Raw genomic sequence first — 26,930 nt, 5'->3', positions numbered from 1 at the left:
CCTCAGAGCGAATCCGGCACCTTCTCCAGGTCCGCCAGCCACACCACCGATTCCGAATCGCTCGGCGCGCGCCAGTCGCCGCGCGGCGACAGCGAGCCGCCCGAGCCCACCTTGGGCCCGTTCGGCACGCACGAGCGCTTGAACTGGCTGGTGCGGAAGAAGCGGTCGAGGAAGATGCGCAGGTTGCGCTTGATGTCGGCCACCTCGTACTGGTTGCGCGCCACGTGCTGGCCCTCCGGCCAGTTGCCCTGCTCGCGGTCGCCCCACGCGCTCAGCGCCAGGAAGGCGATCTTGCTCGGCGTGAAGCCGAAGCGCAGCGTGTAGTACAGGTTGAAATCCTGCAGCTCGTAGGGCCCGATGAAATGCTCGGTCTTCTGCTGCGGCGCGCTGGCCGAGTCGCCCGGCACCAGTTCCGGGCTGATCTCGGTCTCGAGCACGTCGATCAGCACGTCGGAGCCGGCCGCGCCGATCTGGCCGGTCTCCGCCACCCAGCGCACCAGATGCGAGATCAGCGTCTTGGGCACGCTGGCGTTGACGTTGTAGTGCGACATGTGGTCGCCCACGCCGTAGGTGCACCAGCCCAGCGCGAGTTCGCTCAGGTCGCCGGTGCCGATCACGATGGCCTGGTTGTGGTTGGCGAAGCGGAACAGGTGGTTGGTGCGCTCGCCGGCCTGCACGTTCTCGAAGGTCACGTCGTAGACCGGCTCGCCCGCCGCGTACGGATGGCCCAGGTCCTTGAGCATCTCGAGGCAGCTCGGGCGGATGTCGATCTCCCTCGCCGCGCAGCCCACTACGTCCATCAGCTTCCTGGCCTGCACCAGCGTGCGGTCGCTGGTGGCGAAGCCCGGCATGGTGATGCCGATGATGTTGGTGCGCGGCAGGCCGAGCCGGTCCATCGCCTTGGCGCACACCAGCAGCGCGTGCGTGGAGTCCAGCCCGCCGGACACGCCGATCACCACCTTGCGGATGCCGCTGGCCGACAGGCGCTGCGCCAGCGCCTGCACCTGGATGTTGTAGACCTCGTGGCAGCGCTCGTCGCGGCGGCGCGCGTCGGACGGCACGTAGGGAAAGCGCTCGAGCTTGCGCCGCAGCGGCAGCGCGTCCCGCATGCCCACGCCGGCTTCATAGCCGATCACGCGGAACTTGGCCACCTCGGCGGCATGGCGCCGCACCGAGTGGCCGAACGTGGTCTGGTGCATGCGCTCGCGCGACAGGCGCTCCAGGTCGACGTCGGCGAAGGTCAGGTGCGCGTCGTCGGCGAAGCGCTCGGACTCGGCCAGCAGCTCGCCGTTCTCGTAGATCAGCGCCTGCCCGTCCCAAGCCAGGTCGGTGGACGACTCGCCCTTGCCGGCCGAGCTGTACACATAGGCCGCCAGGCAGCGCGCCGACTGCTGACCGACCAGCTGGTGGCGGTAGCCGGCCTTGCCCACCACGATGTTGGACGCCGACAGGTTCACCAGCACGGTGGCACCGGCCAGCGCCGCGAACGACGACGGCGGCACCGGCACCCACAGGTCCTCGCAGATCTCCACGTGGAAGCGGAACGTGGCGATGTCGCCGGCCTCGAACAGCAGGCCCGCGCCGAACGGCACCTTCTGGCCCAGCAGCCGGATCTCGTCGACCGAGGCGTTGTCGGCCGAGCTGAATTGCCGCGCCTCGTAGAACTCCCAGTAGTTCGGCAGGTAGGTCTTGGGCACCACGCCCAGGATGCGCCCGCCGGCCACCACCGCCGCGCAGTTGAACAGCAGGTGCTCCACCCGCAGCGGCAGCCCGATCACCAGCGTGGTGGCGAGCGTGCGCGACGCCTCGACGATCTCGCCCAGCGCCGCCTCGCAGGCATCGAGCAGCGCGCGCTGGTGGAACAGGTCGTCGCAGGTGTAGGCGGACAGCCCCAGCTCCGGGAACGCCACCAGCGCCGCGCCCTGGCTGGCCGCCTGGCGCGCCAGCGCGATCGTGCCGGCCGCGTTGAAGGCCGGGTCGGCGACGCGGCAGACGGGCACGCCCACCGCCACGCGGGCGAAGCCGTGGGAATAGATATTGAGGAATTTGTCGGTCATCTCGTTCGTCCTTGCGCCGGCTGCGGCGGGCGGCCCGGCGCCGGCAAAGGCGCGGCGGCGCGGACGCGCCGCCAGCGTGGCAATGATGCAATTCTACGATGCGCGCCGGATGCGCGCCGCGCGGGGCCGCGCCGCGAGCGGATGCTATCCGCCGCGCGCGGCCTGCCGCCCGACGCCGGCCAGCAGCGTCTCCAGCTGCGCCAGCTCCAGCGGCTTGACCATGTGCGCGTGGAAACCCGCGCCGTGCGTGCCCGCCTGGTCGGCCGGCTGCCCGAAGCCGGTCATCGCCACGAACGTGGTGCCGGACAAGCCCGCTTGCGCGCGCAGCAGCTTGAGCAGCTCGTACCCGTTCATCACCGGCATGGCGATGTCGATCAGGGCCAGATGCGGCAGGAAGCGCGCCGCCAGCGCCTGCGCGGTCTCGCCCTCGTAGGCCACCCACACCTCGTGCCCCAGCATCTCCAGCAGCATGCCGAGGCTGTCGGCGGAATCGCGGTTGTCGTCCACCACCAGCACGCGCAGCGGGCGCGGGCGCGCCGCCGCCCCGGGCTGCGCCGGCGGCGCTTGCGGCGGCGTGCAGGGCAGCCGCACGGTGAAGGTACTGCCGCGGCCCTCGCCCGCGCTGGCCGCGCCGATGGTGCCGCCGTGCAGCTCCACCAGCGAGCGGCACAGCGACAGGCCGATGCCGAGCCCGCCGTTGCGCGTCTGCCCGGCGGGCATGCGCTGCACGAACAGGCGGAAGATGTCGTCCAGCGCGGCGGCCGGGATGCCGCAGCCGGGGTCCGACACGCGCAGCTCCAGCAGCCGGCCGCTGACCGCGGCGCCGAGCGCGATCCGGCTGCCGGCCGGAGAGAACTTGGAGGCGTTGTGCAGCAGGTTCTGCAGCACCTGGACCAGGCGCGTGAGGTCGCCGCGGAACACCACCGGCTGCGCCGGCAGGCTCACGTCGACCTGCTGGCCGCGCAGGTCCAGCGCCGGCCGCGCGGACTCGATGGCGCGCGCCACCAGGTCGCCCAGCTCCACGTTGCGCATGCGCAGCCCGACCTTGCCCGAGGTGATGCGCCCCACGTCGAGCAGGTCGTCCACCAGCCGCGTGAGGTGGCTGATCTGGCGGTCGATCATGTCGCGGCAGCGCGCCGCGCCGGGGCCCAGGCTGGTGTCCAGCCGCAGCAGGTTGACGGCGTTGCGCACCGGCGCCAGCGGGTTGCGCAACTCGTGCGACAGCGTGGCCAGGAACTCGTTCATGCGGCGGCTCGAGGCCTCGATCTCCTCCAGCCGCTTGCGCTCGCTCATGTCGCGCACGACCTTGGCGAAGCCGCGCACCGAGCGGTCTTCGCCATAGATGGGCGTGATGGTCACGTTGGCCCAGAACTGCGAGCCGTCCTTGCGCACGCGCCAGCCTTCGTCCTCGAAACGGCCTTCGCTGACCGCGCGCCGCAGCTCGTGTTCGGGCCAGCCCCGGGCGATGGCCTCCGGCGTGTAGAACGACGAGAAATGCCGGCCGATGACTTCCGCCGCCGCATACCCCTTCATGCGCTGCGCGCCGGGGCTCCAGCTCGAGACATGGCCGCCGCGGTCGAGCGTGTAGATGGCGTAGTCCTGGATGGCGTCGACCAGCGCGCGGTAGTCGGTCTCTCCGGGCTGGTCGGGCTGGTCGGGCTGGCCATGCTGGGCGGCGGTCGGCGGCGCGGACGCCTCGCCGGCGGGCGGCGGCGCTGCGGAGTCGGGCGGGCGGCGAGGCGCTTTCATGGCGGCGGCATGGGCTCGGGCGGCATGAGCTCGGGGGAACATGGACTCGGGAAAGCGGCGGCCCGAAGCAGCGGCCCGCCGTGATACGCAGCATACGCAAAAAAATCGCGGCACGGTCTGCCCGCGCCGGCGCCGCCATTGCGCGGCGGCGTGGCGCGGCTGCCGCGTGGCGGCCCGGATACTGTATATTCATACAGTCCAGATCCGCCCTTCCCCGCCAGCCGTGTTCTCCGCCGACCAGTGCGCGCCGCAGCGCACGCCGCCCCGATGACCTGCACCGTCGCCGTGCGCGCGCTGTGCGAGTTCACCGCCAAGCAGGGCGACCTCGACATCCGCTTCACGCCCTCGCCGAGCGCCGCCGAGGGGCAGGCCGCGCACGCGCTGGTGCAGGGCCGCCGCGGCGCCGGCTACCAGGCCGAGATCGCGCTGCAGGGCGAATACCGGCACCTGCTGGTGCGCGGCCGCGCCGACGGCTACGACGCCGGCGCCAACCTGCTCGAGGAAATCAAGACCGTGCGCGGCGACTGGGCCACGCTGCCGGAAAACCACCGGCAACTGCACCTGGCCCAGGCCAGGATCTATGCGTGGCTGATGTGCCGCAAGCTCGACCTGCCCGCCATGCGCATCGCGGTGGTGTACTTCGACATGGCGAGCCAGCGCGAGTCGGCCTGCACCGAGGCGCGCGACGCCGGCTGGCTGCGGGCGTTCTTCGAGGACAAGTGCGCGCGCTTCGTCGCGTGGGCCGAGCAGGAGACCGCCCACCGCGCCGCGCGCGACGCGGCGCTGGCGGCGATGGCCTTCCCGCACGCGGCGTTCCGGCGCGGCCAGCGCGAACTGGCCGAGGCGGCCTACCGCGCCGCGCGCGGCGGGCGCTGCCTGCTGGCGCAGGCGCCCACCGGCATCGGCAAGACCGGCGCCGCGCTGTTCTCCACGCTCAAGGCCGCGCCGGCGGGCGGGCTCGACAAGGTGTTCTACCTGACCGCCAAGACCACCGGCCGCCAGATGGCGCTCGATGCCGCGCGGGGCCTGCGCGCGGCCAACCCCGGCCTGCCGCTGCGCGTGCTGGAGCTGGCCGCGCGCGAGAAGTCCTGCGAGCATCCCGGCCAGGCCTGCCACGGCGAAGCCTGCCCGCTCGCGCGCGGCTTCTACGACCGCCTGCCCGCCGCGCGCCTGGAAGCCGCCGCGCAGCCCGTGCTCGACCGCGCCGCGCTGCGGCAGGCGGCGCTGGCCCACGGCGTGTGCCCCTACTACCTCGGCCAGGAAATGGCGCGCTGGGCCGACCTCGTGGTGGGCGACTACAACTACTACTTCGACCGCGGCGCCATGCTGCACGGCATGGCCGCCGCCGGCGACTGGCGCGTGGCGGTGCTGGTGGACGAAGCCCACAACCTGCTCGAGCGCGCGCGCAAGATGTACTCGGCGGAGCTGGACCCGGCCGTGCTGCCCGAGCTGCGCCGCGCCGCGCCGAAACCGCTGGCCGGCGCGCTGCGCCGCCTCGGCACGCAATGGGGCGCGCTGTCCCGCCCACGGGAAGCCGCGGGCGCGGCCCATGCGCCCCACGCGGACATTCCGCCCGCGTTCCTCGCCGCGCTCGAGCGCGCCGCCGCCGCCATCCTCGACCAGCTCGCCGAGGCGCCCGCCAGCGTGAGCCCCGCGCTGCAGCGCTTCTACTTCGACGCGCTGCACTTCTGCCGCCTGGCCGAATCGTTCGGTCCGCATTCGGTGTTCGACATCCGCCGCGACGGCGCGGCCGCGCCGGCGCGCCCCGGCAAGGGCCGCCTCGCCGTGCGCAACCTGATTCCCGCGCCGTTCCTCGCGCCGCGCTTCGGCGCGGCGCGCTGCGCCATCCTGTTCTCGGCCACGCTCCATCCCGCGCGCTTCGTGCGCGACACGCTCGGCCTGCCGCCGGACGCCGCCTGGCTCGACGTGCCGTCGCCGTTCCACGCCGGCCAGCTCGCCGTGCGCATCGCCGGCGGCATCTCCACGCGCTACCGCGACCGCGCGCGCTCGGTGCGCCCGATCGCCGAACTGCTGGCCGCGCAGTACCGCGAGCGCCCGGGCAACTACCTGGCGTTCTTCAGCAGCCACGACTACCTGCGCCAGGTGGCGGACGCCTTCGAGCTCGGCTGGCCCGACATTCCGGTGCGGCGGCAGGCGCGCGCCATGCGCGAGGCCGAGCAGGCCGGCTTCCTCGCCGCGTTCGAGCCGGGCGGCCGCGCCATCGGCTTCGCCGTGCTCGGCGGCGCCTTCGCCGAGGGCGTCGACCTGCCCGGCGACCGCCTGGTCGGTGCCTTCATCGCCACGCTCGGCCTGCCGCAGTTCAACGAGGTCAACGAACTCACGCGGCAGCGCATGGAAGCCGAGTTCGGCAGCGGCTACGAGTACGGCTACCTCTACCCCGGCCTGCAGAAGGTGGTGCAGGCCGCCGGCCGCGTGATCCGCACCGAGGCCGACCGCGGCGTGGTCCACCTGATCGACGACCGCTTCGCGCGCCCCGAGGTGCGGGCGCTGCTGCCGGCCTGGTGGGACGTGCGCGGCGCCGGCATCGAGGCCGCGGACCCGGCTGGGCGCTGACGCCGCCTGCCGCCGCCGGCTCGCTGCACTATCATGTCGGTCATCCGAAGACCGCATCACATGAGATTCCTATCCGTGGTACCCCGCCTGGCGGCCATCTCGCTGCTGGGCGCAACGCTGGCGGCGGCGCCCGCGCGCGCCGGCGCCAGCCCGGCCGCCGCCCGCGCCGGCGCCTTCCCGCAGCGGCCGATCCGGCTGGTGGTGACGTTCCCGCCGGGCGGCGGCACCGACACGCTGGCGCGCATCGTCGGCACCGAGCTCAGCCGCAGCCTGGGCCAGGCCGTGGTGGTGGACAACCGGCCCGGCGCCAGCGGCAACATCGGCGCCGAACTGGTGGCGCACAGCCGGGCGGACGGCTATACGCTGCTGATGGTCAACAGCAGCTTCGCCATCAACCCGGCCGTGTTCGGCAAGCTGCCGTTCTCGCCGCGCAAGGACTTCGGCGCGGTCGTCGCCTTTGCCTCGGTGCCGTCGGTGATCGCAGTGCCGGCGCATTCGCCCATCCACGGCTTCGCCGACCTGCTGGCCGCGGGCCGCGCGCCGCGTCCGCCCAGCTATGCGTCGTGCGGCAACGGCACGCCGCAGCACCTGGCTGGCGAGCTGCTCAAGATCTCGGCGCGCATCGACCTGCTGCACATTCCCTACAAGGGCTGCGCGCCCGCGCTCACCGACGTGCTGGGCGGCCAGGCCGACGTCAGCATCAACACGCTCACCAACACCCTGCCCTACCTCAAGAGCGGCAGGCTGCGCGCGCTGGCCGTGACCTCGCGCCAGCGCTCGCCCTTCCTGCCGGACGTGCCGACCGTGGCCGAGCTGGGCCTGCCCGGCTACGACGTCGACCAGTGGTTCGGCATCCTGGCGCCGGCGCGCACGCCGCCCGAGGTGGTGCGCAAGCTCAACGTGGAGATCGCGCGCGCGGTCGCCCGGCCGGAGATCCGCGCCAACCTCGCGCAACTGGGCTTTGCCGCCACCTACAGCACGCCGGCCGAGTTCCAGGGCGTGGTCGACGCGGACATGGCGCGCTGGCAGAAGCTGGCCGCGCGCATCGGCCTGCGGGCGGACTAGCCGCGCGCGGAATTCGGCCGAATTCGGCGGCAAGATGCGGAGTGACGCGCCGCCGCCGCCGGCGTAGCCTTGCCCATCATCGTTCACCGCCAGGAGTCCATCGTGACAGTCATGCAGGCAGGCGCGGCGGCGGTCGACAGGCTGCCCTGGGAGGCCATCGGGCAGGAACTCGACCAGCACGGCTGCGCCGTCATCGCGGGCCTGCTCGCGCCGCCGGCCTGCGACGCGCTGGCCGCGCTCTATCCGCGCGACGACCTCTTCCGCTCGCGCGTGATCATGAGCCGCCACGGCTTCGGCCGCGGCGAGTACAAGTACTTCGGCTACCCGCTGCCCGGCCCGGTCCGGGACCTGCGCGATGCGCTCTATCCGCACCTCGCGCCGGTGGCCAACCGCTGGCATGCCGCGATGGGCATCGACGCGCGCTATCCCGCGCGGCACGCGGACTTCCTGCGCCGCTGCCACGACGCCGGCCAGGCGCGCCCGACCCCGCTGCTGCTGCAATACGGCCCCGGCGACTACAATTGCCTGCACCAGGACCTGTACGGCGAGCACGTGTTCCCGCTCCAGGTGGCGGTCCTGCTGTCCGAGCCGGGCGAGGATTTCACCGGCGGCGAGTTCGTGCTGACCGAGCAGCGTCCGCGCATGCAGTCGCGCGCCGAGGTGGTGCCGCTGCGCAAGGGCGACGCGGTGGTGTTCGCGGTGAACCAGCGCCCGGTGCAGGGCACGCGCGGCAGCTACCGCGTCAAGCTGCGCCACGGCGTAAGCCGGCTGCGCACGGGCCGGCGGCACGTGCTGGGCATCATCTTCCACGACGCCGCCTGACGGCCTCCGGGAATTCGACCGCAAGCGCCGGAGTGCGCGGCGCGCGGCGGCGGCATACAGTGAGCACATGACCAAACCGACCCACGCCCCGGCCCGTACGCCAGCCACCTCCCCGACCGAACACGACCCCCGCTGGGCCCGCGTGCTGGCGCGCGACCCGGCGGCCGACGGCGATTTTGTCTATGCCGTCAAGACCACCGGCGTCTACTGCCGCCCGAGCAGCCCCTCGCGCCTGCCGCGCCCGGAGAACGTGGAGTTCTTCGACACGCCGCAGGCCGCCGAGGCCGCCGGCTACCGCCCCAGCAAACGCGCCGCCGCCGACCAGTCCGCCACCGCGGCGCAGCACGCCGCGCTGGTCGCCGAAGCCTGCCGCCGCATCGAGCACGCCGCCGAGCCGCCCGCGCTCGACACGCTCGCGCGCGAGGCCGGCCTGAGCCCCTTCCATTTCCACCGCGTGTTCAAGGCCGTCACCGGCCTCACGCCCAGGGCCTACGCCAGCGCGCACCGCGCGCGCCGCCTGCGCGACGGCCTGGGCCGCGCCGGCTCCGTCACCGAAGCCATCTACGAAGCCGGCTTCAATTCCAACAGCCGCTTCTACGAAGCCGCCGGCCAGATGCTCGGCATGACCGCCAGCCGCTACCGCGCCGGCGGCGCCGACACCGACATCCGCTTCGCCGTGGGCGAATGCTCGCTCGGCGCCATCCTGGTCGCGCAGAGCGAGCGCGGCGTCTGCGCGATCCTGCTCGGCGACGACCCCGACGCGCTCGCGCGCGAGCTGCAGGACCAGTTCCCGCGCGCCAACCTGATCGGCGGCGACGCCGGCTTCGAGCAGTTGGTCGCGCGCGTGGTCGGCCTGATCGAAGCGCCGTCGCTGGGCCTGGACCTGCCGCTCGACGTGCGCGGCACCGCATTCCAGGAGCGCGTGTGGCAGGCGCTGCGCGAGATCCCGCCCGGCACCACCGCCAGCTACGCCGAGATCGCCGCGCGCATCGGCGCGCCGAAGGCGGTGCGCGCGGTGGCGCAGGCCTGCGGCGCCAACCACATCGCCGTGGCCATTCCCTGCCATCGCGTGGTGCGCAGCGACGGCCAGCTCTCGGGCTACCGCTGGGGCGTGGAGCGCAAGCGGGAACTGCTCGGGCGCGAGGGGCAGGCGTGACGGGCCGCCGCGCTCTCGCTCACTCGCCGGTGAAGCGCGCCGGGCGGCGCTCGATGAAGTGCGCCACGCCTTCCTTGAAGTCGGCGCTCTGGATGCTCGCGAACATCGCCTCGTTGGCGTCGCGCGTGGCTTCGGCCAGGCTTTGGAACGGCACCTCGCCCAGTTGCCGCTTCATCACGCCGAGCGAGCGCGGCGAGACGTTCTGCGCGAGATCCTCGGCGTAGCGCAGCGTCTCGGGCAGCAGGCTGTCGGCCTCGTAGAGCCGGTTCACCAGCCCCATCCGCAGCGCTTCCTGGGCCGAGACCTTGCGCGCCGAATAGAGCAGGTCGGCCGCGTGGCCGGGTCCGACCACGCGCGGCAGCATCCAGGCGATGCCGTGCTCGGCGATCAGGCCACGCTTGGCGAACGCGGTGCTGAAGGCGGCCTTGTCGCTGGCGAAGCGGATGTCGCTGTACAGCGCGAACACCAGCCCGAGCCCGGCCGCCGCGCCGTTGACGGCGGCGATGACGGGCTTGCGCATGGCGGGGAAGTAGCCGTAGCGGGTCTGGTAGTCGGGGCGCCGGTTCATGTCGAACGGACGCATCCACTGCGCGGCGCGGATGTCGCCCGGCGGCAGGATCTCGAGCTCGTCGATGTCCATGCCAGCGCAGAAGCCGCGGCCGGCGCCGGTGAGCACCACCACGCGCACGGCGGCGTCGCGGTCGGCTTGCTCCATGACCTCGCGCAGCTCGGCTTCCATGACCCTGGTCAGCGCGTTGAGCTTGTCGGGCCGGTTGAGGGTGACGACGGCGATGCGGCCGTCGGTGCCGGCGCGGGAAAGCTGGATTTCGTTGTACATGGGTCGGTCCCGGTTCAAGTGGGTAGCTGGATGGATCTGGGCTCGAGAAATTCCTCCAGCCCGAAGGCGCCGCCTTCGCGGCCGACGCCCGACATGCCGAAGCCGCCGAACGGCGCCAGCGCGTTGAAGCGGCCGCCGTTGACGTCGACCTGCCCGGCGCGCAGCTCGCGCGCGACCGCCTCGCCCTGCTCCGGCGTGGCGGCCCACACCGTGGCGGCGAGGCCGTAGGGCGTGGCGTTGGCCAGCGCGATGGCGCCGTCCTGCGAGTCGTGGCAGAGCACCGCCAGCACCGGCCCGAACACTTCCTCGTTGGCCAGGCGGCTGTCGGGCCGCACCTCGCCGAACACCGTGGGCGCGACGAAATGCCCGCTGCCCGGCACCGCGGCCGCGCTGCCGCCGGCCACCAGGTCGCAGCCGGCCTGCTCGGCCTCGCGGATGAAATCCAGCACGCGCGCCTTCTGCGCGGCCGAGAGCAGCGGCCCCACGCGCGTGGCGGGGTCGGCGGGATCGCCCAGCGTCAGCGCCGCCGCGCCCTCGCGCAGCAGCGCGCGGCATTGGGCGTAGTCGGCGCGCGGCACCAGCAGGCGCGTGGTGGCGCTGCAGGTCTGGCCGCTGTTGAGCATGCACGAGGCCAGCGTGGCCTTGACCGCGCGCGCGAGGTCCGCGCCGGGCAGCACCACGGCGGCCGACTTGCCGCCGAGCTCCATCGACAGCCGCTTCATGTCGCCGGCGGCGATGGCGGCGATCCGGCGGCCGACCGCGGTAGAGCCGGTAAAGGACAGCATGGCGACGCCGGCATGCGCCACCAGTGCCTCGCCCACGGCGGCGGCGCCGAGCACTACGTTGAGCACGCCGTCCGGCAGGCCCGCGCGCTCGGCGGCCGCGATCAGGCGCGCGGTGGTGGCCGGGGCCAGCTCCGAAGGCTTGAGCACCACCGTGCAGCCGGCCAGCAGGGCCGGCGCGAGCTTGGCCGTGATCTGGTGCAGCGGATAGTTCCACGGCGTGATGGCCGCCACCACGCCGGCCGGCTCGAGCACGATGCGCGAATTGCCGACGGTGCGCTCGAAGCCGAAGCTGTCCGCCAGCGCCGCGGTGGCGCGCCACGCGGCCACCGGCGCATCGACCTGGATGCGCCGGGCCAGCTTGAGCGGCATGCCGACTTCGCGCGAGATCTCGCGCGCCAGTTCGCCGGACACGGCCTCCAGCGCATCGGCGATGGCCAGCAGGAACGGCGCCCGGCCGCGCGCACCGAGCGCGCGCCACGCCGGCAGCGCCAGCCGCGCGGCGCGCACGGCGGCGTCCGCGTCGGCCGCGCCGCCGAGCGTCACGGTGGCCAGCGGCGCGCCGGTGGCGGCGTCGCCGACATGGACCTCGCCGGCCGGCGTGGCGGGTACGCGCGCGCCGCCAATGTAGTGGTGGTCGATCCGCATCCCGGCCGTGGCCGCGAGCGTTACCGTGGTCGTTGCATCTGTCACTGTCCTTGCTCCTTGCTCTTGCGTTTTTCCAGGAAGGCCGCCATCACGCGCTGGGGCTCGCCGTCGGCATAGCACTCGAGCTGCGCGCGGATCCCCGCCACGCAGGCCTCGTCGAAGCCGGGCTGGCTCAGCGCGCGCAGGCGCTGCTTGGACAGCCGCACCGCCGTCGGCGGCAGCGCGGCCAAAACGCGCGCACGCGCCAGCGCGGCATCCATCAGCGCGTCCGCCGCGGCGAGTTCCGTCACCAGCCCGATCTCATAAGCGCGCTGCCCGCTCACGAGGTCGCCCGACAGCGACATCTGCGCGTTGTGGGTGTGGCCCACGTGCAGCGTCATCAGGTAAGACCCCACGATGCTGGCCAGGCCGGCCTTGACTTCGGGCTGGCCCCAGCGGCTGTCCGGCGTGGCGATGCGCCAGTCGGCGCACAGCGCCACCTGGAAGCCGGCGCCGGCGGCCACGCCGTGCACGGCGGCCACGCACGGCTTGTCGAGATCGCGCACGGCCTGGTACATGGCGCGCTGCCGGTTGAGCCACGGCACGATCTGCTGCCACGTGACCGCCGCCGCCTCGTCGAGGTCCTGTCCCGAGCAGAACGCGCGGGCGCCGGCGCCGGCCAGCACCACGGCGCGCACCGCCGGCGCGCGGTTGAGCTCGTCGAGGCTGGCGATCAGTTGCGCGCGCAGCGCATCGTTGACCGCGTTCATGCGGCCGGGGCGGTTCAGCGTGACCACCGCGACGCCGCCGTCCAGCGCGACCGCGACTTCGTTTTCCTGTACAGGCATGTGTGTGTTCCGTTGGTTGTCTTGGGATGACCGCGGCGGCGCCTCAGCGCATTTCCACCACCGCGTCGACCGCCACCACGCCCTGCCCGGCCGGCATCACCATCAGCGGATTGATGTCCACCGCCCTGAGCGAGGTGCGATAGGCCAGCGCGAAATCGCCGAGCGCCACGGCCGCCGCGGCGAGCGCGTCGAGATCGAGGGCCGGCACGTCGCGATAGCCGTCGAACAGCGGCGCGACACGCAGGCGCCGGCAGGCCGCGCGCGCCTCGTCCGCGCTGAACGGCGCCAGCAGCGTGACGATGTCCTGGCGCAACTCCAGCAGCGTGCCGCCCTCGCCGATCATGACCAGCGGGCCGAGCGCGGCGTCCACGGTCACGCCGAGCGCGAATTCGTGCGTGCCCTTGACCATCCGCGCCACCACCACGCGCGGCGCGGCCTCGCCGAGTTCGGCCAGCTTGCCAAGGCAGGCCCCGGCCGCCGCGCGCACGCCCGCGGCATCGGCCAGGCGCAGCCGCACCAGGCCGTGCTCGCTCTTGTGCGGCACGCCGGCCGCGCAGCCCTTGACCGCCACCGTGCCGCCGCCCAGCGCCGCGAACGCCGCCACCGCCTCGTCGGCGCTGGCGCATTGCCGGTGCGCGACCACCGGCACGCCGTGGCCGGCCAGCAGGGCGAGGCTGGCGTGCTCGTCGAGCAGGCCGCTGCCGTCCCACGTCCGCGCGGCGGGCAGCAGGCGCTCGCCGGCGCCGCCGAGTTGGCGGTGCGCGGCGTACTGGGCGAGCGCGCCGATGGCGTCGGCCTCGGTGGTGAAGGCGGGAATGCCGTGCGCGGCGAAGGCCGCGCGCACATCCTGCTGCGGCGCGCTGACGACGAGCGGCTTGGCATGCTCCGCGAGAAAAGCGGCGGCGTCGCGCGCCAGCGCCGGCACGTCGTAGCCCGGCCCGGCCACCGGGATGCCGATCATGACCATGTCGGCCTGCGGGTCGCCGCCCAGCACGTCCAGCACGCGCGGGAACATGTCGCCCTTGCCGAGCAGCGCGGCGGTCATGTCGAGCGGGTTGTTGACGCTGCCGAACTCCGGCAGGATCGCGGCCAGCCCGGCCCGGGTGGCCGGGGCCAGCTCCGCCAGCGGCAGCGCTGCGCGCTCGGCCAGGTCGGCGGCCATCACGCCCACCGCGCCGCTGTGGCTCATCACCACCGTGCGGCCGGCCGCGGGATCGTGGCCTTGCAGGTACAGCGGCGTGGCGCGGATGAACTCGTTCATGTCGCGCGCGCGCCAGATGCCGTGGCGCGCGAGGAACGCATCGATGGCGGCGTCGTTGCCGACCAGCGCGCCCGTGTGCGACGCCGCGGCCACCGCGCCGCGCCGGCTGCTGCCGCTCTTGAGCGCCACCACGTGCGCGCCGCGCGCGCGCGCCACGGCCGCCGCGGCGGCGAGACGCTCGGGGTCGGACAGCGTCTCCAGGTAGACCAGGATCACGCGGATGGCCGGATCGGCCGCCACCGCCTCGGCCATCGCGCAGGCATCGAGGTCGGCGTCGTTGCCGGTGGCCACCAGGTAGCGCACGCCGAACCCGGCCTGGCGCAGCAGCGCATACGGCATCACGCTGGCCGCGCCGCTCTGGCTGATGATGGCGATGGGACCGTCGGCGGGCGCCACTTCCATGAACATGGTGCTGAAATTGAGCACCGCGCCGCTGGCGAAGTTGGCGGTGCCCTGCGCATTGGGCCCGACCAGGCGCATGCCGCCGGCGTTGGCCGCGGCCACCAGCGCGGCCTGCCGCTCGCGGCCGGCCGCGCCGGTCTCGCCGAAGCCCGAGGCCATCACCACGGCGGCCTTGACGCCGAGCGCGCTGCACTGGCGCACCTGCGCCAGCGTGGCGTCGCCCGCCACCGCGATCACCACCGCGTCCGGCACCGCGCCGATCTCGGCGACGCTGGCATAGGCGCGGTGGCCCTGGATCTCGGCGCGGCCGGGATTGACCGGGTAGACCTTGCCGGCGAAACCGAAGCGGTTCAGGTAGTGGATCGGCCTGCCGCCGACCTTGTTGGGGTTGTCGGAGGCGCCGATGACGGCGACGGAGCGGGGGCTGAACAGGGCGTCGAAATGCGGACTCATCGGTGTGCTTGCGTGCGTGCTGTACGGGGGATCGGCAGGGGAATGCATGGCCATGCGCCTTCAGTCGAGGCTGGCGCCGGAGGCCTTGACCACGGCCGACCACTTGCCCGCGTCGTGCTGGATCATCTGCGCGAAGTCCTGCGGGGTGCCGGGCATCGGCCTGGCGCCGAGCGTGGCCAGTTGCGCCTTGACGTCCGGCATGCCCAGCACCTTCTGCAGCTCGCCGTTCAGGCGCGCGACCACGGCGCCCGGCGTGCCCTTCGGCGCGGACAGCCCGAACCAGATCGTCACGTCGAAGCCGGGCAGGCCCGACTCGGCCACCGTGGGCACCTTGGGCAGCGCCTCCGAGCGTGCCGGGCCGGTCACGGCCAGCGCGCGGACCTTGCCGGCGCCGATGTACTGCGCCTGGCTGGAGACGGTGTCGAACATCATCGAGATGCGCCCGCCCAGCAGGTCGGTGAAGGCGGCGGCGGATCCCTTGTAGGGCACGTGCACGATGTCGATGGCGGCCATCGACTTGAACAGCTCGCCGGACAGGTGGTTGGAGCTGCCATTGCCGGCCGAGCCGAACGTGAGCGTGCCCGGTTTCCGGCGCGCCAGCGCGATCAGGTCCTTGACGCTGGCCACGGCGGACGCGGGCGGCACCACCAGCACGTTGACCGTGGAGGCCACCGAGCCGACCGCGTCGAAGGCCTTGACCGGGTCGATCTTGAGCGTCCTGTACAGCGAGGGGTTGATCGCCATCGTCCCGGTGGTCGAGAAGAACAGCGTATAGCCGTCCGGCGCGGCCGCGGCGACGGCTTCGGTGGCAATGGTGCCGCCGGCGCCGCCGCGGTTGTCGATCACCACCGGCTGGCCCAACTGCTGCGACAGGTGCTGGCCGATCAGGCGGGCCATCGCGTCGGTCGGCCCGCCCGCCGGGAAGGGCACCACGAGCCGCAGCGGCTTGTCGGGATAGGCCGCGGCAAGGCCGGGGCTGGCGAGGCCGGCGAGCGCCAGAACGGCGGGCGCGATCCAGCGCAGGAAGGAAGCGGAAGGTCTCACGAATTGTCTCCATCGTTGTCTTGGCGCCGGCTCGGTGTGCTGCATGGCCAGGCATGACGGCAGTGTAGAGACCGCCGAGGAAATGCATAAGCGTAGAATCGGATATACCTGTTATCCACTATTTGCATGGGTGAGGACGGTCCCCGCCCGCGACGACATGAACATCAAGCAACTCGAAACGCTGGTGCTGGTGGCCGAGCTCGGCTCGCTGTCGCGCGCCGCCCGGGCCACCGGCGTGGCCCAGTCGCTGGTCAGCCGCAGCATCGGCCAGCTGGAAGCGCAGTGGGGCGACCGGCTGTTCGAGCGCACGGGCCGGGGCGTGGTGCTGTCGGAATTCGGCCGGCGCATCTTTCCGCAGGTGCAGTTGCTGCTGGCGCAGTCGGCGCGGCTGCAGGACGAGGTGAAGGACGCGGCGGGGGTGCCCTCGGGCGTGGTGCGCGTGGGCGTGCTGCCGTCGATGGCGCGCCGCGTGGTGACGCGGCTGTTCGAGGACACGCAGGCGAAGGCGCCCGGCGTGCTGCTTCACATCTCGGAGGGATTCAGCGGCCAGCTCGACGAGCAGCTCGCCTCGGGGCGGCTCGACATGGCGGTGGTCAACCGCTACGGGCACGGCCCGCGCCAGGACGAGGACATCGTCGGGCAGGTCGCCACCTACCTGGTCTGCGCCGGCACGCATGCGCTGGCGCGGCGGCGCGAGATCGCGCTGCGCGAGCTGGCGGGGCTGCCGCTGGTGCTGCCGCCCGCGCCCAACGGCCTGCGCTCGATCCTCGACCAGCACGCGCGCCAGCAGGGCATCGCGCTGAACGTGGTGCTGGAGGTCGAGTCGCTGGCGACCATGAAACAGGTGGTCATGGGCGGGCACGCCATGACCATCCTGCCGCTGCTCGGCGTGGACGACGAGATCCGCGCGGGGCAGCTCGGCGCGCTGGAGATCCGCAAGCCGGAAATACCACGCACGATCTCGATCGGCATCACGCGGCACCACCCGCTGTCGCGCGCGTCGCGCTACGTGCTCGCGCGGCTGCACGACGTGGTGCCGGCGCTGATCGCGGCCGGCACCGCCGGCGCGCCCGCGGCGCAGTGAGCGCGGGCGGCCCCGTTCCCGGCGCTAGCGCCTGGCTTGCGCCAGTTGCGGCACGCGCTCCGCGCCGGCGGCCGGTGCGTTGCCTTCCACCGGCCTGCCGCGCTGCGAGGCATGCCACGGCAGCAGCTTTTCCTCCGCCCACTCGAGCGCCTTGAACAGGATCACGCCGAGCGCGCACAGCAGCGCCAGCGCGACGAACACGGTCGGCGTGTCGAAGCTGCCCTGCGCCACCAGGATCACGTGGCCGAGGCCGGTCTCGCCAGCCACGAACTCGCCGACGATGGTGCCCACCAGCGCGAACGACACGCCCACCTTCATGCCGGCAAAGATGCCCGGCAGCGCGTTGGGAAAGCGGATCTTCCACAGCACCTTGCCGCGCGAGGCCTGGTTGGCGCGCGCCATGTTGAGCATCTCGGGGTCGATGGACTTGAGGCCGAGCACGGTGTCGATCAGGATCGGGAAGATCGCGATCAGCATGGCGATGGCGATCTTGGGCGCGGAGCCGGTGCCGAGCCAGATCACGAACAGCGGCGCCAGCGCGACCTTGGGCACGGCGTTGAGCGCCACCATCAGCGAATACAGCGTGCGCTCCAGGAAGCGCGAGTAGACGATGCCGATGGCCGCGCCCACGCCCAGCAGCACGGCGATGGCAAAGCCCGCCAGCGTGGTCAGCAAGGTGTCCAGGCTCTGCATCAGCAGGAAGCCCGGCTGCGACAGGAACTGCGCGAAGATCTTGCTCGGCGGCGGCAGCAGGAACTCGCGCACGCCGAACGCGCGCACCGCGCCTTCCCACGCCAGCAGCAGCACCACGATGGTGAGAACGGCCAGCCGGCTGTTCTCGGAACGTTTCCAGATCCGCTTCATTGCTTCATCCCCCTCATCCCCTGTAGATGCCAAGCTCGCGGAAGATCTGGCGGATCTGCGCGACATAGCCCGCGAACGCTTCGGTTTCCCGCACCGCCAGCCCGCGCGGGCGCTCCAGCTCGATCGGAATCACCGCGGCGACGCCGCCGGGATTGCGCGACATCACCACCACCCGGTCGCTCAGGTAGACGGCCTCGGAGATCGAGTGCGTGATGAACAGCACGGTCTTGCCGGTGGCCAGCCAGGTGCGCTGCAGCTCTTCGTTGAGGTCGTCGCGCGTGAACGGGTCGAGCGCGCCGAACGGCTCGTCCATCAGCAGCAGTTGCGGGTCCACCAGCAGCGCGCGGCAGATCGAGGCGCGCTGGCGCATGCCGCCGGAGAGTTCCCACGGGTAGCGGCTGGCGAACGCGCCGAGGCCGAACAGGTTGAGCACGGCGCGCGCGCGTTCCTCGAAATCGCGCCGGTCGAGGTCGTGGAACTCGGCGGCGATCAGCACGTTGTCGAGGATGGTGCGCCAGTCCAGCAGCAGGTCGCGCTGGAACACCACGCCCATGTTGGCGGGCGGCCCCACGATGGGGTCGCCCTGCAGCGCGAGGTGGCCGCTGGAGATGGGCTCCAGCCCGGCCACGCACTTGAGCAGCGTGCTCTTGCCGCAGCCGCTGGGCCCGACGATGCTGACGAACTCGCCTTCCTCGATGTCGAGGCTGACGTCCTTGAGCGCGTAAAGCGGCTCGCGCTGCGAGTGATAGATCTTGTTGAGCTGGCCGATCTGCAGGAATGCCGACATCTTTCCGTCTCCCGCGCCTAGTTCGCCAGCATGGCGTTGGTGTAGTAGTCGGCGGGCTTGTGCCCGGGCTTGATCATGCCGGCCTGCTCCATCGAGCGGATCGCGGCGGCCCAGTCGGCGTCGTCCTGGCGGCCGAACGGCAGGCTCTTCTGCGTGGGGCTGTCGAAGAACGGGCGGTAGGCCTGGATCTGCGCCTGCAGGATCTGCGGGTCGAGCTTGACGTTGGGGCGCTGCGCCTGGATCGCCGCCACGCCTTCGTCGATGTGGCCGTTGTAGATGTATTCCCACGCACGCACCTGGATCTGGGTGAACTTCCTGATCGCCGCGCCCTTCTCGGCCAGCCGCTGCGGCGTCGCCACCAGGCCGTAGCTGGGGAAGTTGATGCCGCTGTCGGACAGCAGCAGCGCCTTGGCCGGTCGCACCTTGGACACCATCGGCTGGCCGAACGGCGCCTGCGAGAGGAAGCCGTCGCTGTTGCCCGAGGCGTAGGTGGAGATCATCGCCGCCGGCGACACCATCACGATGCTGGCCTTGCCCTTGGCGATGCCGTTGGCCTTGAAGTAGGGATCGATGAACGGCGCCCAAGGGCTGGTGGTGAAGCACACCAGCTTCTTGCCGATCAGGTCCTGCACCGACTTCACGCCGAGCTTCTCGTCCACCATCACGGCAAGGTCGCCCTTGCGCGCGAAGCCGGCGATGGACATCAGCTCCAGCCCGTTTTCCCTGGCCACCGCCATCGTGCCGAGCTGCACCTGGCCCACGTCGGCCTGGCCGGCGGCCAGCAGCTGCAGCGTGTTGATGGTGCCGGTGCCGTCCTGCACCTCCACATCGAGCCCGGCCTCCTGGAACCAGCCTTTTTGCCTGGCGAGGTGCATGGCCGCATGCATGCCCCACGGCGAGTAATCCATCCGCACCAGCAGCTTCTGGTCGGCAGCCTGCGCCGCGCAGGCGGCGGTCAGCAGCATCGATGTCGCGGCGGCCGCGCAGACGCGCCAGGCCAGTTTCATGACAGAAGAACGCATCGTAGTTTCCTTGTGGGCGTGGGCGGGTCTCGATGTGTACCCGCCTCCGGTGTGACCGTGAATCCGTGAAAGCGTGAATCCTGCTGCGCGAGCGCTGCCGTATCGACGGCCTGCGCCGGCCTACGCCGCCTTCGCCAGCCGCCGCGCGCGCAGCGCGGCGGTGGCCGCGGCGTCGACCTCGCCGGTGGCCGGGTCCGCCACCGCCTGGTAGTGCTCGCGCACGAAGGCCGCGCTGAGCTTGTGGTTCCACACGTCCTCGCGGATGCGCGCGAAGTCGCGCGCGAGCGGATCGCCGAAGCCGCCGCCGCCGGGCTGGATGTGCGTGACCAGGTCGCCGCGCGCGATCGTCATGCCGACCTTGCTCGGCAGCTCGGTGGTGGCCCCGTCGTGCTCAAGCAGGTTGCGTGCCGGGCTGGCCGCCCCGCCGCCGGCCAGGCCGTATGGCGAGAACTTCATGCGGTCCGCGCGCAGCTGCAGCAGCGCGTCCGGCGCCAGCACGCGGTAGCTGCGGCGGATGCCGAGGCCGCCGCGGAACTGGCCCGCGCCGCAGGAATCCTCGACCAGCTCGTAGGCTTCCACGCGCACCGGATGCTGCGCCTCGAGCGTTTCCACCGGCGTGTTGGAGAGGTTCTGCGAGGCGTTGGTGATGGCCTCGATGCCGTCGCTGGCCGGACGCCCGCCCCAGGCGCCGCAGATCATGTCGACGATGATGTACGGCTTGCCGTTGTCGCCCTTGCCGGACAGGCACACCACGGTGTTGCCGCCTTCGCCGGCGGCGGGAATGCGGTCCGGCACGATCTGCGCGAGCGCGCCGAGCATGGCGTCGAACACGCGGTAGCCGGTCAGCGCGCGCGCCGCCACCGCGCTGGGCGGCAGCGGGTTGAGTACCGAGCCTTCGGGCACGCGCACCTCGATGCAGCGGAACACGCCCGCGTTGTTGGGCACGTCGCCCTTGAGCGCGCAGCGCACGCTCAGGTAGGTGCACGACCTGGTGTACGACAGCGTGGAGTTGATGGCCGCGCGCACCTGCGGCGACGAGCCAGTGTAGTCCGCGCTGACGTGGTCGTCGTGCACGGTCAGCGCCACGCGGATCGGGATCGGCTCGGGCGAGAGGCCGTCGTCGTCGATGTAGTCGGTGAAGTGGAAGGTGCCCTTGGGCCATCCGCGGATTTCCTCGCGCGTGAGGCGCTCGGCATAGTCCAGCAGCTCGTTCAGGTAGGCGCGCGTGTCCGCGCGGCCGTAGCGGTCGAACAGCGCGGTCAGCTCGCGCACGCCGACCTGGGTGGCGGCGTACTGCGCCTTGAGGTCGCCCAGCACGCGGTCCGGCACGCGCACGTTCTGCGCGATGATGCGCTCGAGCGTGTCGTTGACCTGGCCGGCCTCGTACAGCTTGAGCACCGGGATGCGCAGGCCCTCCTGGTAGATCTCGGTGGAATCGCTGGCGTTGGAGCCCGGCACGCGGCCGCCCACGTCGGTGTGGTGGCAGATCACCACGCACCAGCCTTCCAGCTCGCCGCGGTAGAAGAACGGCACGAACATGAAGATGTCCGGCAGGTGCATGCCGCCCTGGTACGGGTCGTTGACGATGACTGCGTCGCCGGGCCGCAGCGCGTCGCCGTAGCGCGCCCGCACCGCTTCCATCGCCTCGGGAATGGCGCCCAGGTGCAGCGCGATGGTCTTGGCCTGCGCCACCATGCGGCCGTGGCGGTCGCAGATGGCGGCGGAGTAGTCCATCACGTCCTTGACGATCTCGGAGCGCGCGGTGCGGATGACCGTGTAGGCCACTTCGTCGACGATGGAATCCATCGCGTTCTTGACGACCGCGAAGGTCACCGGGTCGAACTGCGTGCTCATGCTGCCTCCTGGGGGCTGTCGATGTCGATGATGATGTTGCCGATCTTGTCGGCGCGCGCCGAGGCGCCGGGCGGCACCACGATGGTGGTGTCGTAGGACTCGATGACAAGCGGGCCCTGGCGCGGCGCCGCGGTGATGGCCGAGCGCGGCACCAGCAGCGTTTCGCGCGGTGCCTGGCCGCGCCCGAAGCTCACCGGGCGCGTGCCGGCCACGCCGTGCAGCGCGCTGGCGTCCACCTGGATGGCGTCGAAGTCCAGCCGCTGGTCGCTGCGGCCGTAGGCGCTCAGGCGGATGTTGACCAGTTCGAGCGGCTCGTCGTTGCGGTAGCCGAAGGTCTGCTGGTAGAGCGCGCCGAAGTCTTCCACCAGTTGCGCGATGGCGGCGGCGTCGGGCACGCTGCCGTCCCGTCCGCCCGCCAGCGGGATGGTCAGCTCCGAGCTCTGGCCCAGGTAGCGCAGGTCGATGCCCACGGCGATCTCCACCGCCTCCCGTCCGTAGCCTTCCAGCGCGAGCACCTCCTGGCCTTGCTGGCGCAGTTCCGCGATCACCGCGCCGATGCCGGCCGCGTCGCACTCGGCCAGCGGGCGCAGGATGGCCTTGACGAAGTTGTGCTCGGCGTCGGCGCACAGCATGCCGGCCGAGCAGAACACGCCCGCCATGACCGGCGCGATCACGCGCCGGATGCCCAGCAGCATGGCCACGTCCACCGCGTGCAGCGGGCCGCCGCCGCCGAAGGCGATCATGGTCATGTCGCGCGGATCGCGCCCGCGCTCCACCGTCACGGCGCGCAGCGCGCGCGCCATGCTGACGTTGGCCACGTGGCGGATGCCGTGCGCGGCGGCCAGCGTGTCGAGGCCGAGCGGCGCGCCGATGTGCGTGTCGATGGCGCGCGCCGACTGCGCCGGGTCCACCTTGAGGCTGCCGCCGGCGAGCGCTGTGGGATTGAGATAACCGAGCACCATGTTGGCGTCGGTCACGGTGGGGCGGTCGTTGCCGCGGCCGTAGCAGGCCGGACCCGGGTTGGCGCCGGCCGATTCCGGCCCCACGCACAGCAGGCCGCCGGCATCGATCCACGCCAGCGAGCCGCCGCCCGCGCCCACCTCGGCGATGTCGATGGCGGGCACCTTGAGCACATAGCCGCCGCCCTTGACGAAGCGGCTCGGCGCGCTGATGCCGTCGCGGAACTCGTATTCGGTGGTCAGCGACGGCACGCCGTCGGTGATGATGGAAGCCTTGGCGGTGGTGCCGCCCATGTCGAACACGATCAGGTCGCGGCCGCCGCCGAGCGCGCCGATCCGCGCCGCGCCGGCCACGCCGCCGGCCGGGCCGGAGGCCACCGCGAACACCGGCTTGTCGCTGGCGCTGCCCACGCCCATCATGCCGCCGTTGGAGGCCATCACCTGCAGCGACGCGGTCACGCCCATGCGGCCGAGGTCGTCCTTGAGGCGGCGCAGGTAGGTGCGCATGGCCGGCAGGATGTAGGCGTTCACCACGGTCGTGCTGGTGCGCTCGTATTCCTTGATCTCCGGCAGCACGTCGCACGATGCGGTCACCAGCAGGCGCGGGAACTCCCGCTCCAGGCTCGCCTTGGCCGCGAGTTCGTGCGCCGGGTTGATATAGCTGTTGATGAAGCAGATCGCCAGCGCCTCCACGCCCTCTTCCACCAGCCCGCGCGCCACGCGCAGCACCTCGTCGGCGTCGAGCGGCACCACGATGTTGCCGCGCGCGTCGATGCGCTCGTTGAGGCCGCGGCGGTAGCGCCGCGGCGCCAGCGGCAGCGGCTTCTGCCAGCCCAGGTCGAACATGGTGGGCGTGCGGATGCGGCCGATCTCCAGCACGTCGCGGAAACCCGCCGTGGTCAGCACGCCGGTGCGCGCGCCGACCTTCTGCAGGATGGTGTTGGAGGCCGTGGTGGTGCCGTGCACGATCTCGGTAATGTCGCCCGGCGCGATGCCGGCCTGCGCGATCAGCGCCCCCAGGCCGGTCACGATGGCCTCGCCGAGGTCGTGCGGCGTGGTCGAGGTCTTGTTGACGAACAGGCGGCCGTCCGGCATGGCCAGGACGATGTCCGTGAAAGTACCGCCGATGTCGCAGCCGACGCGCACGCCCGCCTTGCTTCCTGCTTGAACCATGTCCTCTCCAGATTCCAGGTTTGTGAGGCGCGGGCGACTTGCCCGTGCCGCGCGAGCCCTTGCCCGGGACCGCGCACCGATTCATCAGCTAACTAACTAGTCAGTACAATAGAAGACCGGTTTTTGCTTGTCAACCGGGTTTTCACGGAGCACAAGAATGTTGCCTGGCAAGGCTTTGCGCATGGTTTTTGTGCACGGCGGGCGGTGTACACTAACCATCTGGTTAGCGCACGCACCATCGCGGCGCAGCGCCCCGCACAACTTCAAGGAACCCCTCGCCATGCCAGCCACCGCCAAGACCGCGCGCAAGCCCAAGCCTCGCGATGCCCAGGCCACGCGCGAAAAAATCCTGCAGATGGCGTCGAAGGAATTCGCCGCCAAGGGCTTCGACGGCGCGCGCGTCGACAGCATTGTCGCGCGCAGCAAGATCAGCAAGAACCTCGTCTACCACTACTTCGACAGCAAGGAAGCGCTGTTCATCGAAGTCATGGAGCGCGCCTATGCCGCCATGCGCGAGCGCCAGAACGAGCTCGGCCTGACCGGCGACAACCCGGTCGACGACATGCGCGCGCTGGTGATGCACACCATCCAGCATTTCGTCGAGCAGCCCGAATTCATCCTGCTGCTGGGCACCGAGAACCTGCACAAGGCCGAGCACATCCGCCAGTCCAAGGTCATTCCCGCCATGTTCAACCCGCTCAAGAGCGCGCTGGCGGAAATCCTCGAGCGCGGCAAGGCGCAGGGCGTGTTCCGCCCCGACGCGGACTGGGTGGATCTGTATGTGTCGATCTCCGGCCTGGGCTCGTACTTCATCTCGAACCGCTACACCTTGTCCTTCGTGCTCGGCGTGGACCTCGGCGCGCCCGAGCGCGTGGCCTCGCGGCTGCGCCACGTGCCGGACATGGTGATGAGCTACCTGTGCAATTTCGGCGAGGCGCGCGCCGGCGCGCCGGGCTGCCCGCAAGTCGCGGCCAGCGTGGCCAGGGCGGAAGCGCCGCAGCCCTGAGGTCGGCGCGGGTGGCGAGGGCGGCACGACATTTTCCTGCGCGCGCGCGGCATCGGGCATACCATAGGCGCTGGCATTCTGGGCATTGCACGAAACCACCACGCCAGGGGATCCCATGCGCGACCGTTATCTTTCCCATCTCCGCGACACCCTCGACACCATCCGCGCCGACGGCTTCCACAAGGCCGAGCGCGTGATCGCCAGCCCGCAGGCGGCCGACATCCGGCTGGCCGGCGGCGAGCGGGTGCTGAATTTCTGCGCCAACAACTACCTCGGCCTGGCCGACGACGCGCGCCTGATCGAGGCGGCGCGGCGCGGGCTGGAGGAGGACGGCTTCGGCATGGCGTCGGTGCGCTTCATCTGCGGCACGCAGTCGGTGCACAAGACGCTGGAGGCCGCGCTCGCGCGCTTCCTCGGCACCGGCGACAGCATCCTCTACTCGAGCTGCTTCGACGCCAACGGCGGCCTGTTCGAGACGCTGCTCGACGACCAGGACGCAGTCATCAGCGACGAGCTCAACCACGCCAGCATCATCGACGGCGTGCGCCTGTGCAAGGCCAGGCGCTACCGTTACCGCAACAACGACATGGCCGACCTGGAGGCGCGCCTGCGGGAGGCCGACGCCGCCGGCGCGCGCTTCAAGCTGATCGCCACCGACGGCGTGTTCTCGATGGACGGCATCATCGCCGACCTGCGCGCGATCTGCGACCTGGCGGACCAGTACGGCGCGCTGGTGATGGTGGACGACTCGCACGCGGTCGGCTTCGTCGGCGCGCACGGGCGCGGCACGCCCGAGCTGTGCGGCGTGGAGGGGCGCGTGGACATCATCACCGGCACGCTGGGCAAGGCGCTGGGCGGCGCGTCCGGCGGCTACGTGGCGGCGCACCGCGAGATCGTGGACCTGCTGCGGCAGCGCTCGCGCCCCTACCTGTTCTCCAACTCGCTGGCGCCGAGCATCGCCGCGGCCACGCTCAAGGTGCTGGCGCTGCTGGCCAGCGACGAAGGCGCCGCGCTGCGCCGGCGCGTGCGCGAGAACGGCGAGCACTTCCGCCGCGAGATGAGCGCGCTGGGCTTCACGCTGGTGCCGGGCCAGCACCCGATCATCCCGGTCATGCTGGGCGACGCCGCGCTGGCCACCAGCATGGCCGACGCGCTGCTGGCCGAGCACGTGTACGTGGTCGGCTTCTCGTTCCCGGTGGTGCCCAAGGGCCGCGCGCGCATCCGCACGCAGATGAGCGCCGCGCACAGCGCGGAGCACATCGAACGCGCGGTCGCCGCGTTCGCCAGGGTCGGCCGGCGCTTCGGCGCCATCGCCTGAGCCCGCGCGCCGCATCGGTACAGGACAGCACAGCAAGGAGTCCAGCCATGAAAGCCCTCGCCAAGACCGAACGCGCGCCCGGCCTGGCCATGACCGACGTGCCGGTGCCGGAGGTCGGCCACAACGACGTGATGATCCGCATCCGCCAGACCGCCATCTGCGGCACCGACATCCACATCTGGAAATGGGACGAGTGGGCGCAGCACACCATCCCGGTGCCGATGCAGGTCGGGCACGAATACGTGGGCGAGATCGTCGCGCTCGGGCAGGAAGTGCGCGGGCTGGCCATCGGCGACCGCGTCTCTGGCGAGGGGCACATCACCTGCGGCTTCTGCCGCAACTGCCGCGCCGGGCGCCGCCACCTGTGCCGCAACTCGGTCGGCGTCGGCGTCAACCGGCCCGGCGCCTTCGCCGAATACCTGGTGATCCCCGCCTTCAACGCCTTCCGCATCCCCGACGACATCCCGGACGAGATCGCCGCCATCTTCGACCCGTTCGGCAACGCCACCCACACCGCGCTGTCGTTCAACCTCGTGGGCGAGGACGTGCTCATCACCGGCGCCGGCCCGATCGGCATCATGGCCGCGGCCATCGCCCGCCACGTGGGCGCGCGCAACGTGGTCATCACCGACGTCAACGACTACCGCCTCGCGCTGGCCCGCAGGATGGGCGCCACGCGCGCGGTCAACGTGCAGCATGAAAACCTCGGGGACGTGGCCGCCGAGCTGCACATGACCGAGGGTTTCGACGTCGGCATGGAGATGTCGGGCGTGCCGAGCGCGTTCGCCACCATGCTCGAGCACATGAACCACGGCGGCAAGATCGCCATGCTGGGCATCCCGCCGTCGCAGATGGCGATCGACTGGAACCAGATCATCTTCAAGGGCCTGGAGATCAAGGGCATCTACGGCCGCGAGATGTTCGAGACCTGGTACAAGATGGTCGCCATGCTGCAAAGCGGGCTCGACCTGACGCCCATGATCACGCACCGCTTCGGCGTGGACGACTTCCAGGCCGGCTTCGCGGCCATGCTGTCGGGCAACAGCGGCAAGGTGGTGCTGGACTGGACCGGCGCGCATCATAACGCGACGATGCTCGCTCCTGTGGAGCCATGCGGGGCGAACTGATAGATTGACACGGTGTGATTCCTGGTGGGTCATCGTTGCCTGCCCCGTTTGCCCTACA

Annotated in this window: 20 protein-coding genes; 8 read left to right on the top strand and 12 right to left on the bottom strand. The window is 71.7% G+C overall.

The features are described 5' to 3' along the window. Positions 1–2 precede the first annotated feature (2 nt). Complete coding sequence (locus KF708C_RS29335) at positions 3–2,057, bottom strand: NAD(+) synthase (RefSeq protein WP_020203053.1); 2,055 nt, start codon at positions 2,055–2,057, stop codon at positions 3–5. A 144-nt stretch (positions 2,058–2,201) separates the two neighbouring features. Continuing rightward, positions 2,202–3,806, bottom strand: a complete 1,605-nt coding sequence (locus KF708C_RS29330) for a hybrid sensor histidine kinase/response regulator (RefSeq protein ID WP_059414955.1) — start codon at positions 3,804–3,806, stop codon at positions 2,202–2,204. A gap of 267 nt (positions 3,807–4,073) precedes the next feature. Between KF708C_RS29330 and KF708C_RS29325 the strand changes: the two genes are divergently transcribed. From KF708C_RS29325 to ada, 4 genes are all read left to right on the top strand, one after another. Then, positions 4,074–6,380: an ATP-dependent DNA helicase gene (locus tag KF708C_RS29325; protein ID WP_059414953.1), complete on the top strand. Its 2,307-nt coding sequence runs from the start codon at positions 4,074–4,076 to the stop codon at positions 6,378–6,380. A 60-nt stretch (positions 6,381–6,440) separates the two neighbouring features. Further along, positions 6,441–7,445 carry a tripartite tricarboxylate transporter substrate binding protein gene (locus KF708C_RS29320; RefSeq protein WP_059414951.1) on the top strand — a complete coding sequence of 335 codons (1,005 nt, stop codon included), beginning with the start codon at positions 6,441–6,443 and terminating at the stop codon, positions 7,443–7,445. 111 nt (positions 7,446–7,556) lie between these two features. Next, entirely contained in the window at positions 7,557–8,267 is a 711-nt protein-coding gene (locus KF708C_RS29315) for a 2OG-Fe(II) oxygenase (protein ID WP_059414949.1), read from the top strand. A gap of 67 nt (positions 8,268–8,334) precedes the next feature. Next, complete coding sequence (ada, locus tag KF708C_RS29310; protein WP_059414946.1) at positions 8,335–9,423, top strand: bifunctional DNA-binding transcriptional regulator/O6-methylguanine-DNA methyltransferase Ada; 1,089 nt, start codon at positions 8,335–8,337, stop codon at positions 9,421–9,423. A 19-nt stretch (positions 9,424–9,442) separates the two neighbouring features. On the opposite strand, the gene KF708C_RS29305 is transcribed toward ada, so the two are convergent. Genes KF708C_RS29305 through KF708C_RS29285 form a run of 5 tightly spaced genes read right to left on the bottom strand, consistent with a single transcriptional unit; the run spans position 9,443 to position 15,678 of the window. Further along, on the bottom strand, positions 9,443–10,261 hold the full coding sequence (locus KF708C_RS29305; protein ID WP_059414942.1) for an enoyl-CoA hydratase: 819 nt from the start codon (positions 10,259–10,261) through the stop codon (positions 9,443–9,445). Positions 10,262–10,275: 14 nt separating this feature from the next. Then, positions 10,276–11,691 carry an aldehyde dehydrogenase family protein gene (locus tag KF708C_RS29300; protein ID WP_059414939.1) on the bottom strand — a complete coding sequence of 472 codons (1,416 nt, stop codon included), beginning with the start codon at positions 11,689–11,691 and terminating at the stop codon, positions 10,276–10,278. A 41-nt stretch (positions 11,692–11,732) separates the two neighbouring features. Beyond that, on the bottom strand, positions 11,733–12,518 hold the full coding sequence (locus tag KF708C_RS29295) for an enoyl-CoA hydratase/isomerase family protein (RefSeq protein WP_020203045.1): 786 nt from the start codon (positions 12,516–12,518) through the stop codon (positions 11,733–11,735). Positions 12,519–12,561: 43 nt separating this feature from the next. Further along, positions 12,562–14,634: an acetate--CoA ligase family protein gene (locus tag KF708C_RS29290; protein WP_059414932.1), complete on the bottom strand. Its 2,073-nt coding sequence runs from the start codon at positions 14,632–14,634 to the stop codon at positions 12,562–12,564. 60 nt (positions 14,635–14,694) lie between these two features. Further along, positions 14,695–15,678: a Bug family tripartite tricarboxylate transporter substrate binding protein gene (locus tag KF708C_RS29285; protein ID WP_020203043.1), complete on the bottom strand. Its 984-nt coding sequence runs from the start codon at positions 15,676–15,678 to the stop codon at positions 14,695–14,697. A gap of 157 nt (positions 15,679–15,835) precedes the next feature. Between KF708C_RS29285 and KF708C_RS29280 the strand changes: the two genes are divergently transcribed. After that, entirely contained in the window at positions 15,836–16,762 is a 927-nt protein-coding gene (locus KF708C_RS29280) for a LysR family transcriptional regulator (protein WP_020203042.1), read from the top strand. Positions 16,763–16,786: 24 nt separating this feature from the next. On the opposite strand, the gene KF708C_RS29275 is transcribed toward KF708C_RS29280, so the two are convergent. The 5 genes from KF708C_RS29275 to KF708C_RS29255 all read right to left on the bottom strand — a co-directional run bounded on the left by KF708C_RS29275 (position 16,787) and on the right by KF708C_RS29255 (position 23,421). Then, positions 16,787–17,626 (bottom strand): ABC transporter permease, encoded by an 840-nt coding sequence (locus KF708C_RS29275; protein WP_020203041.1) that lies wholly within the window; start codon positions 17,624–17,626, stop codon positions 16,787–16,789. Between the two features lie 13 nt (positions 17,627–17,639). Next, positions 17,640–18,413, bottom strand: a complete 774-nt coding sequence (locus tag KF708C_RS29270; RefSeq protein ID WP_059414926.1) for an ABC transporter ATP-binding protein — start codon at positions 18,411–18,413, stop codon at positions 17,640–17,642. Positions 18,414–18,430: 17 nt separating this feature from the next. Beyond that, positions 18,431–19,435 carry an ABC transporter substrate-binding protein gene (locus tag KF708C_RS29265; RefSeq protein ID WP_231586628.1) on the bottom strand — a complete coding sequence of 335 codons (1,005 nt, stop codon included), beginning with the start codon at positions 19,433–19,435 and terminating at the stop codon, positions 18,431–18,433. 120 nt (positions 19,436–19,555) lie between these two features. Next, on the bottom strand, positions 19,556–21,289 hold the full coding sequence (locus tag KF708C_RS29260; protein WP_059414922.1) for a hydantoinase B/oxoprolinase family protein: 1,734 nt from the start codon (positions 21,287–21,289) through the stop codon (positions 19,556–19,558). Continuing rightward, entirely contained in the window at positions 21,286–23,421 is a 2,136-nt protein-coding gene (locus KF708C_RS29255; protein WP_059414920.1) for a hydantoinase/oxoprolinase family protein, read from the bottom strand. The genes KF708C_RS29260 and KF708C_RS29255 overlap by 4 nt, the downstream gene beginning before the upstream one ends. A gap of 280 nt (positions 23,422–23,701) precedes the next feature. On the opposite strand from KF708C_RS29255, the gene KF708C_RS29250 reads away from it, so the two are divergent. The 3 genes from KF708C_RS29250 to tdh all read left to right on the top strand — a co-directional run bounded on the left by KF708C_RS29250 (position 23,702) and on the right by tdh (position 26,872). After that, a complete protein-coding gene (locus tag KF708C_RS29250; RefSeq protein WP_059414918.1) occupies positions 23,702–24,427 on the top strand; it encodes a TetR/AcrR family transcriptional regulator in 726 nt (241 codons plus the stop codon). Between the two features lie 115 nt (positions 24,428–24,542). Next, a complete protein-coding gene (locus KF708C_RS29245; RefSeq protein WP_059414916.1) occupies positions 24,543–25,745 on the top strand; it encodes a glycine C-acetyltransferase in 1,203 nt (400 codons plus the stop codon). 47 nt (positions 25,746–25,792) lie between these two features. Continuing rightward, positions 25,793–26,872 (top strand): L-threonine 3-dehydrogenase, encoded by a 1,080-nt coding sequence (gene tdh, locus KF708C_RS29240; protein WP_059414914.1) that lies wholly within the window; start codon positions 25,793–25,795, stop codon positions 26,870–26,872. The last annotated feature ends 58 nt before the right edge of the window (positions 26,873–26,930 follow it).

The organism is Cupriavidus basilensis (genome assembly GCF_000876015.1).
GTDB lineage: Bacteria > Pseudomonadota > Gammaproteobacteria > Burkholderiales > Burkholderiaceae > Cupriavidus > Cupriavidus basilensis_B.
The sequence above is the reverse complement of the archived record's forward strand: the minus strand, read 5'-3'. Positions and strand labels throughout refer to the sequence as shown.

Bases quoted from the DNA above. Each gene is read 5' to 3' on its own strand.
- KF708C_RS29335 (WP_020203053.1), bottom strand. From the start codon at position 2,057: ATGACCGACAAATTCCTCAATATCTATTCCCACGGCTTCGCCCGCGTG.
- KF708C_RS29330 (WP_059414955.1), bottom strand. From the start codon at position 3,806: ATGAAAGCGCCTCGCCGCCCGCCCGACTCCGCAGCGCCGCCGCCCGCC.
- KF708C_RS29325 (WP_059414953.1), top strand. From the start codon at position 4,074: ATGACCTGCACCGTCGCCGTGCGCGCGCTGTGCGAGTTCACCGCCAAG.
- KF708C_RS29320 (WP_059414951.1), top strand. From the start codon at position 6,441: ATGAGATTCCTATCCGTGGTACCCCGCCTGGCGGCCATCTCGCTGCTG.
- KF708C_RS29315 (WP_059414949.1), top strand. From the start codon at position 7,557: ATGCAGGCAGGCGCGGCGGCGGTCGACAGGCTGCCCTGGGAGGCCATC.
- ada (WP_059414946.1), top strand. From the start codon at position 8,335: ATGACCAAACCGACCCACGCCCCGGCCCGTACGCCAGCCACCTCCCCG.
- KF708C_RS29305 (WP_059414942.1), bottom strand. From the start codon at position 10,261: ATGTACAACGAAATCCAGCTTTCCCGCGCCGGCACCGACGGCCGCATC.
- KF708C_RS29300 (WP_059414939.1), bottom strand. From the start codon at position 11,691: ATGCGGATCGACCACCACTACATTGGCGGCGCGCGCGTACCCGCCACG.
- KF708C_RS29295 (WP_020203045.1), bottom strand. From the start codon at position 12,518: ATGCCTGTACAGGAAAACGAAGTCGCGGTCGCGCTGGACGGCGGCGTC.
- KF708C_RS29290 (WP_059414932.1), bottom strand. From the start codon at position 14,634: ATGAGTCCGCATTTCGACGCCCTGTTCAGCCCCCGCTCCGTCGCCGTC.
- KF708C_RS29280 (WP_020203042.1), top strand. From the start codon at position 15,836: ATGAACATCAAGCAACTCGAAACGCTGGTGCTGGTGGCCGAGCTCGGC.
- KF708C_RS29275 (WP_020203041.1), bottom strand. From the start codon at position 17,626: ATGAAGCGGATCTGGAAACGTTCCGAGAACAGCCGGCTGGCCGTTCTC.
- KF708C_RS29270 (WP_059414926.1), bottom strand. From the start codon at position 18,413: ATGTCGGCATTCCTGCAGATCGGCCAGCTCAACAAGATCTATCACTCG.
- KF708C_RS29265 (WP_231586628.1), bottom strand. From the start codon at position 19,435: ATGCGTTCTTCTGTCATGAAACTGGCCTGGCGCGTCTGCGCGGCCGCC.
- KF708C_RS29260 (WP_059414922.1), bottom strand. From the start codon at position 21,289: ATGAGCACGCAGTTCGACCCGGTGACCTTCGCGGTCGTCAAGAACGCG.
- KF708C_RS29255 (WP_059414920.1), bottom strand. From the start codon at position 23,421: ATGGTTCAAGCAGGAAGCAAGGCGGGCGTGCGCGTCGGCTGCGACATC.
- KF708C_RS29250 (WP_059414918.1), top strand. From the start codon at position 23,702: ATGCCAGCCACCGCCAAGACCGCGCGCAAGCCCAAGCCTCGCGATGCC.
- KF708C_RS29245 (WP_059414916.1), top strand. From the start codon at position 24,543: ATGCGCGACCGTTATCTTTCCCATCTCCGCGACACCCTCGACACCATC.
- tdh (WP_059414914.1), top strand. From the start codon at position 25,793: ATGAAAGCCCTCGCCAAGACCGAACGCGCGCCCGGCCTGGCCATGACC.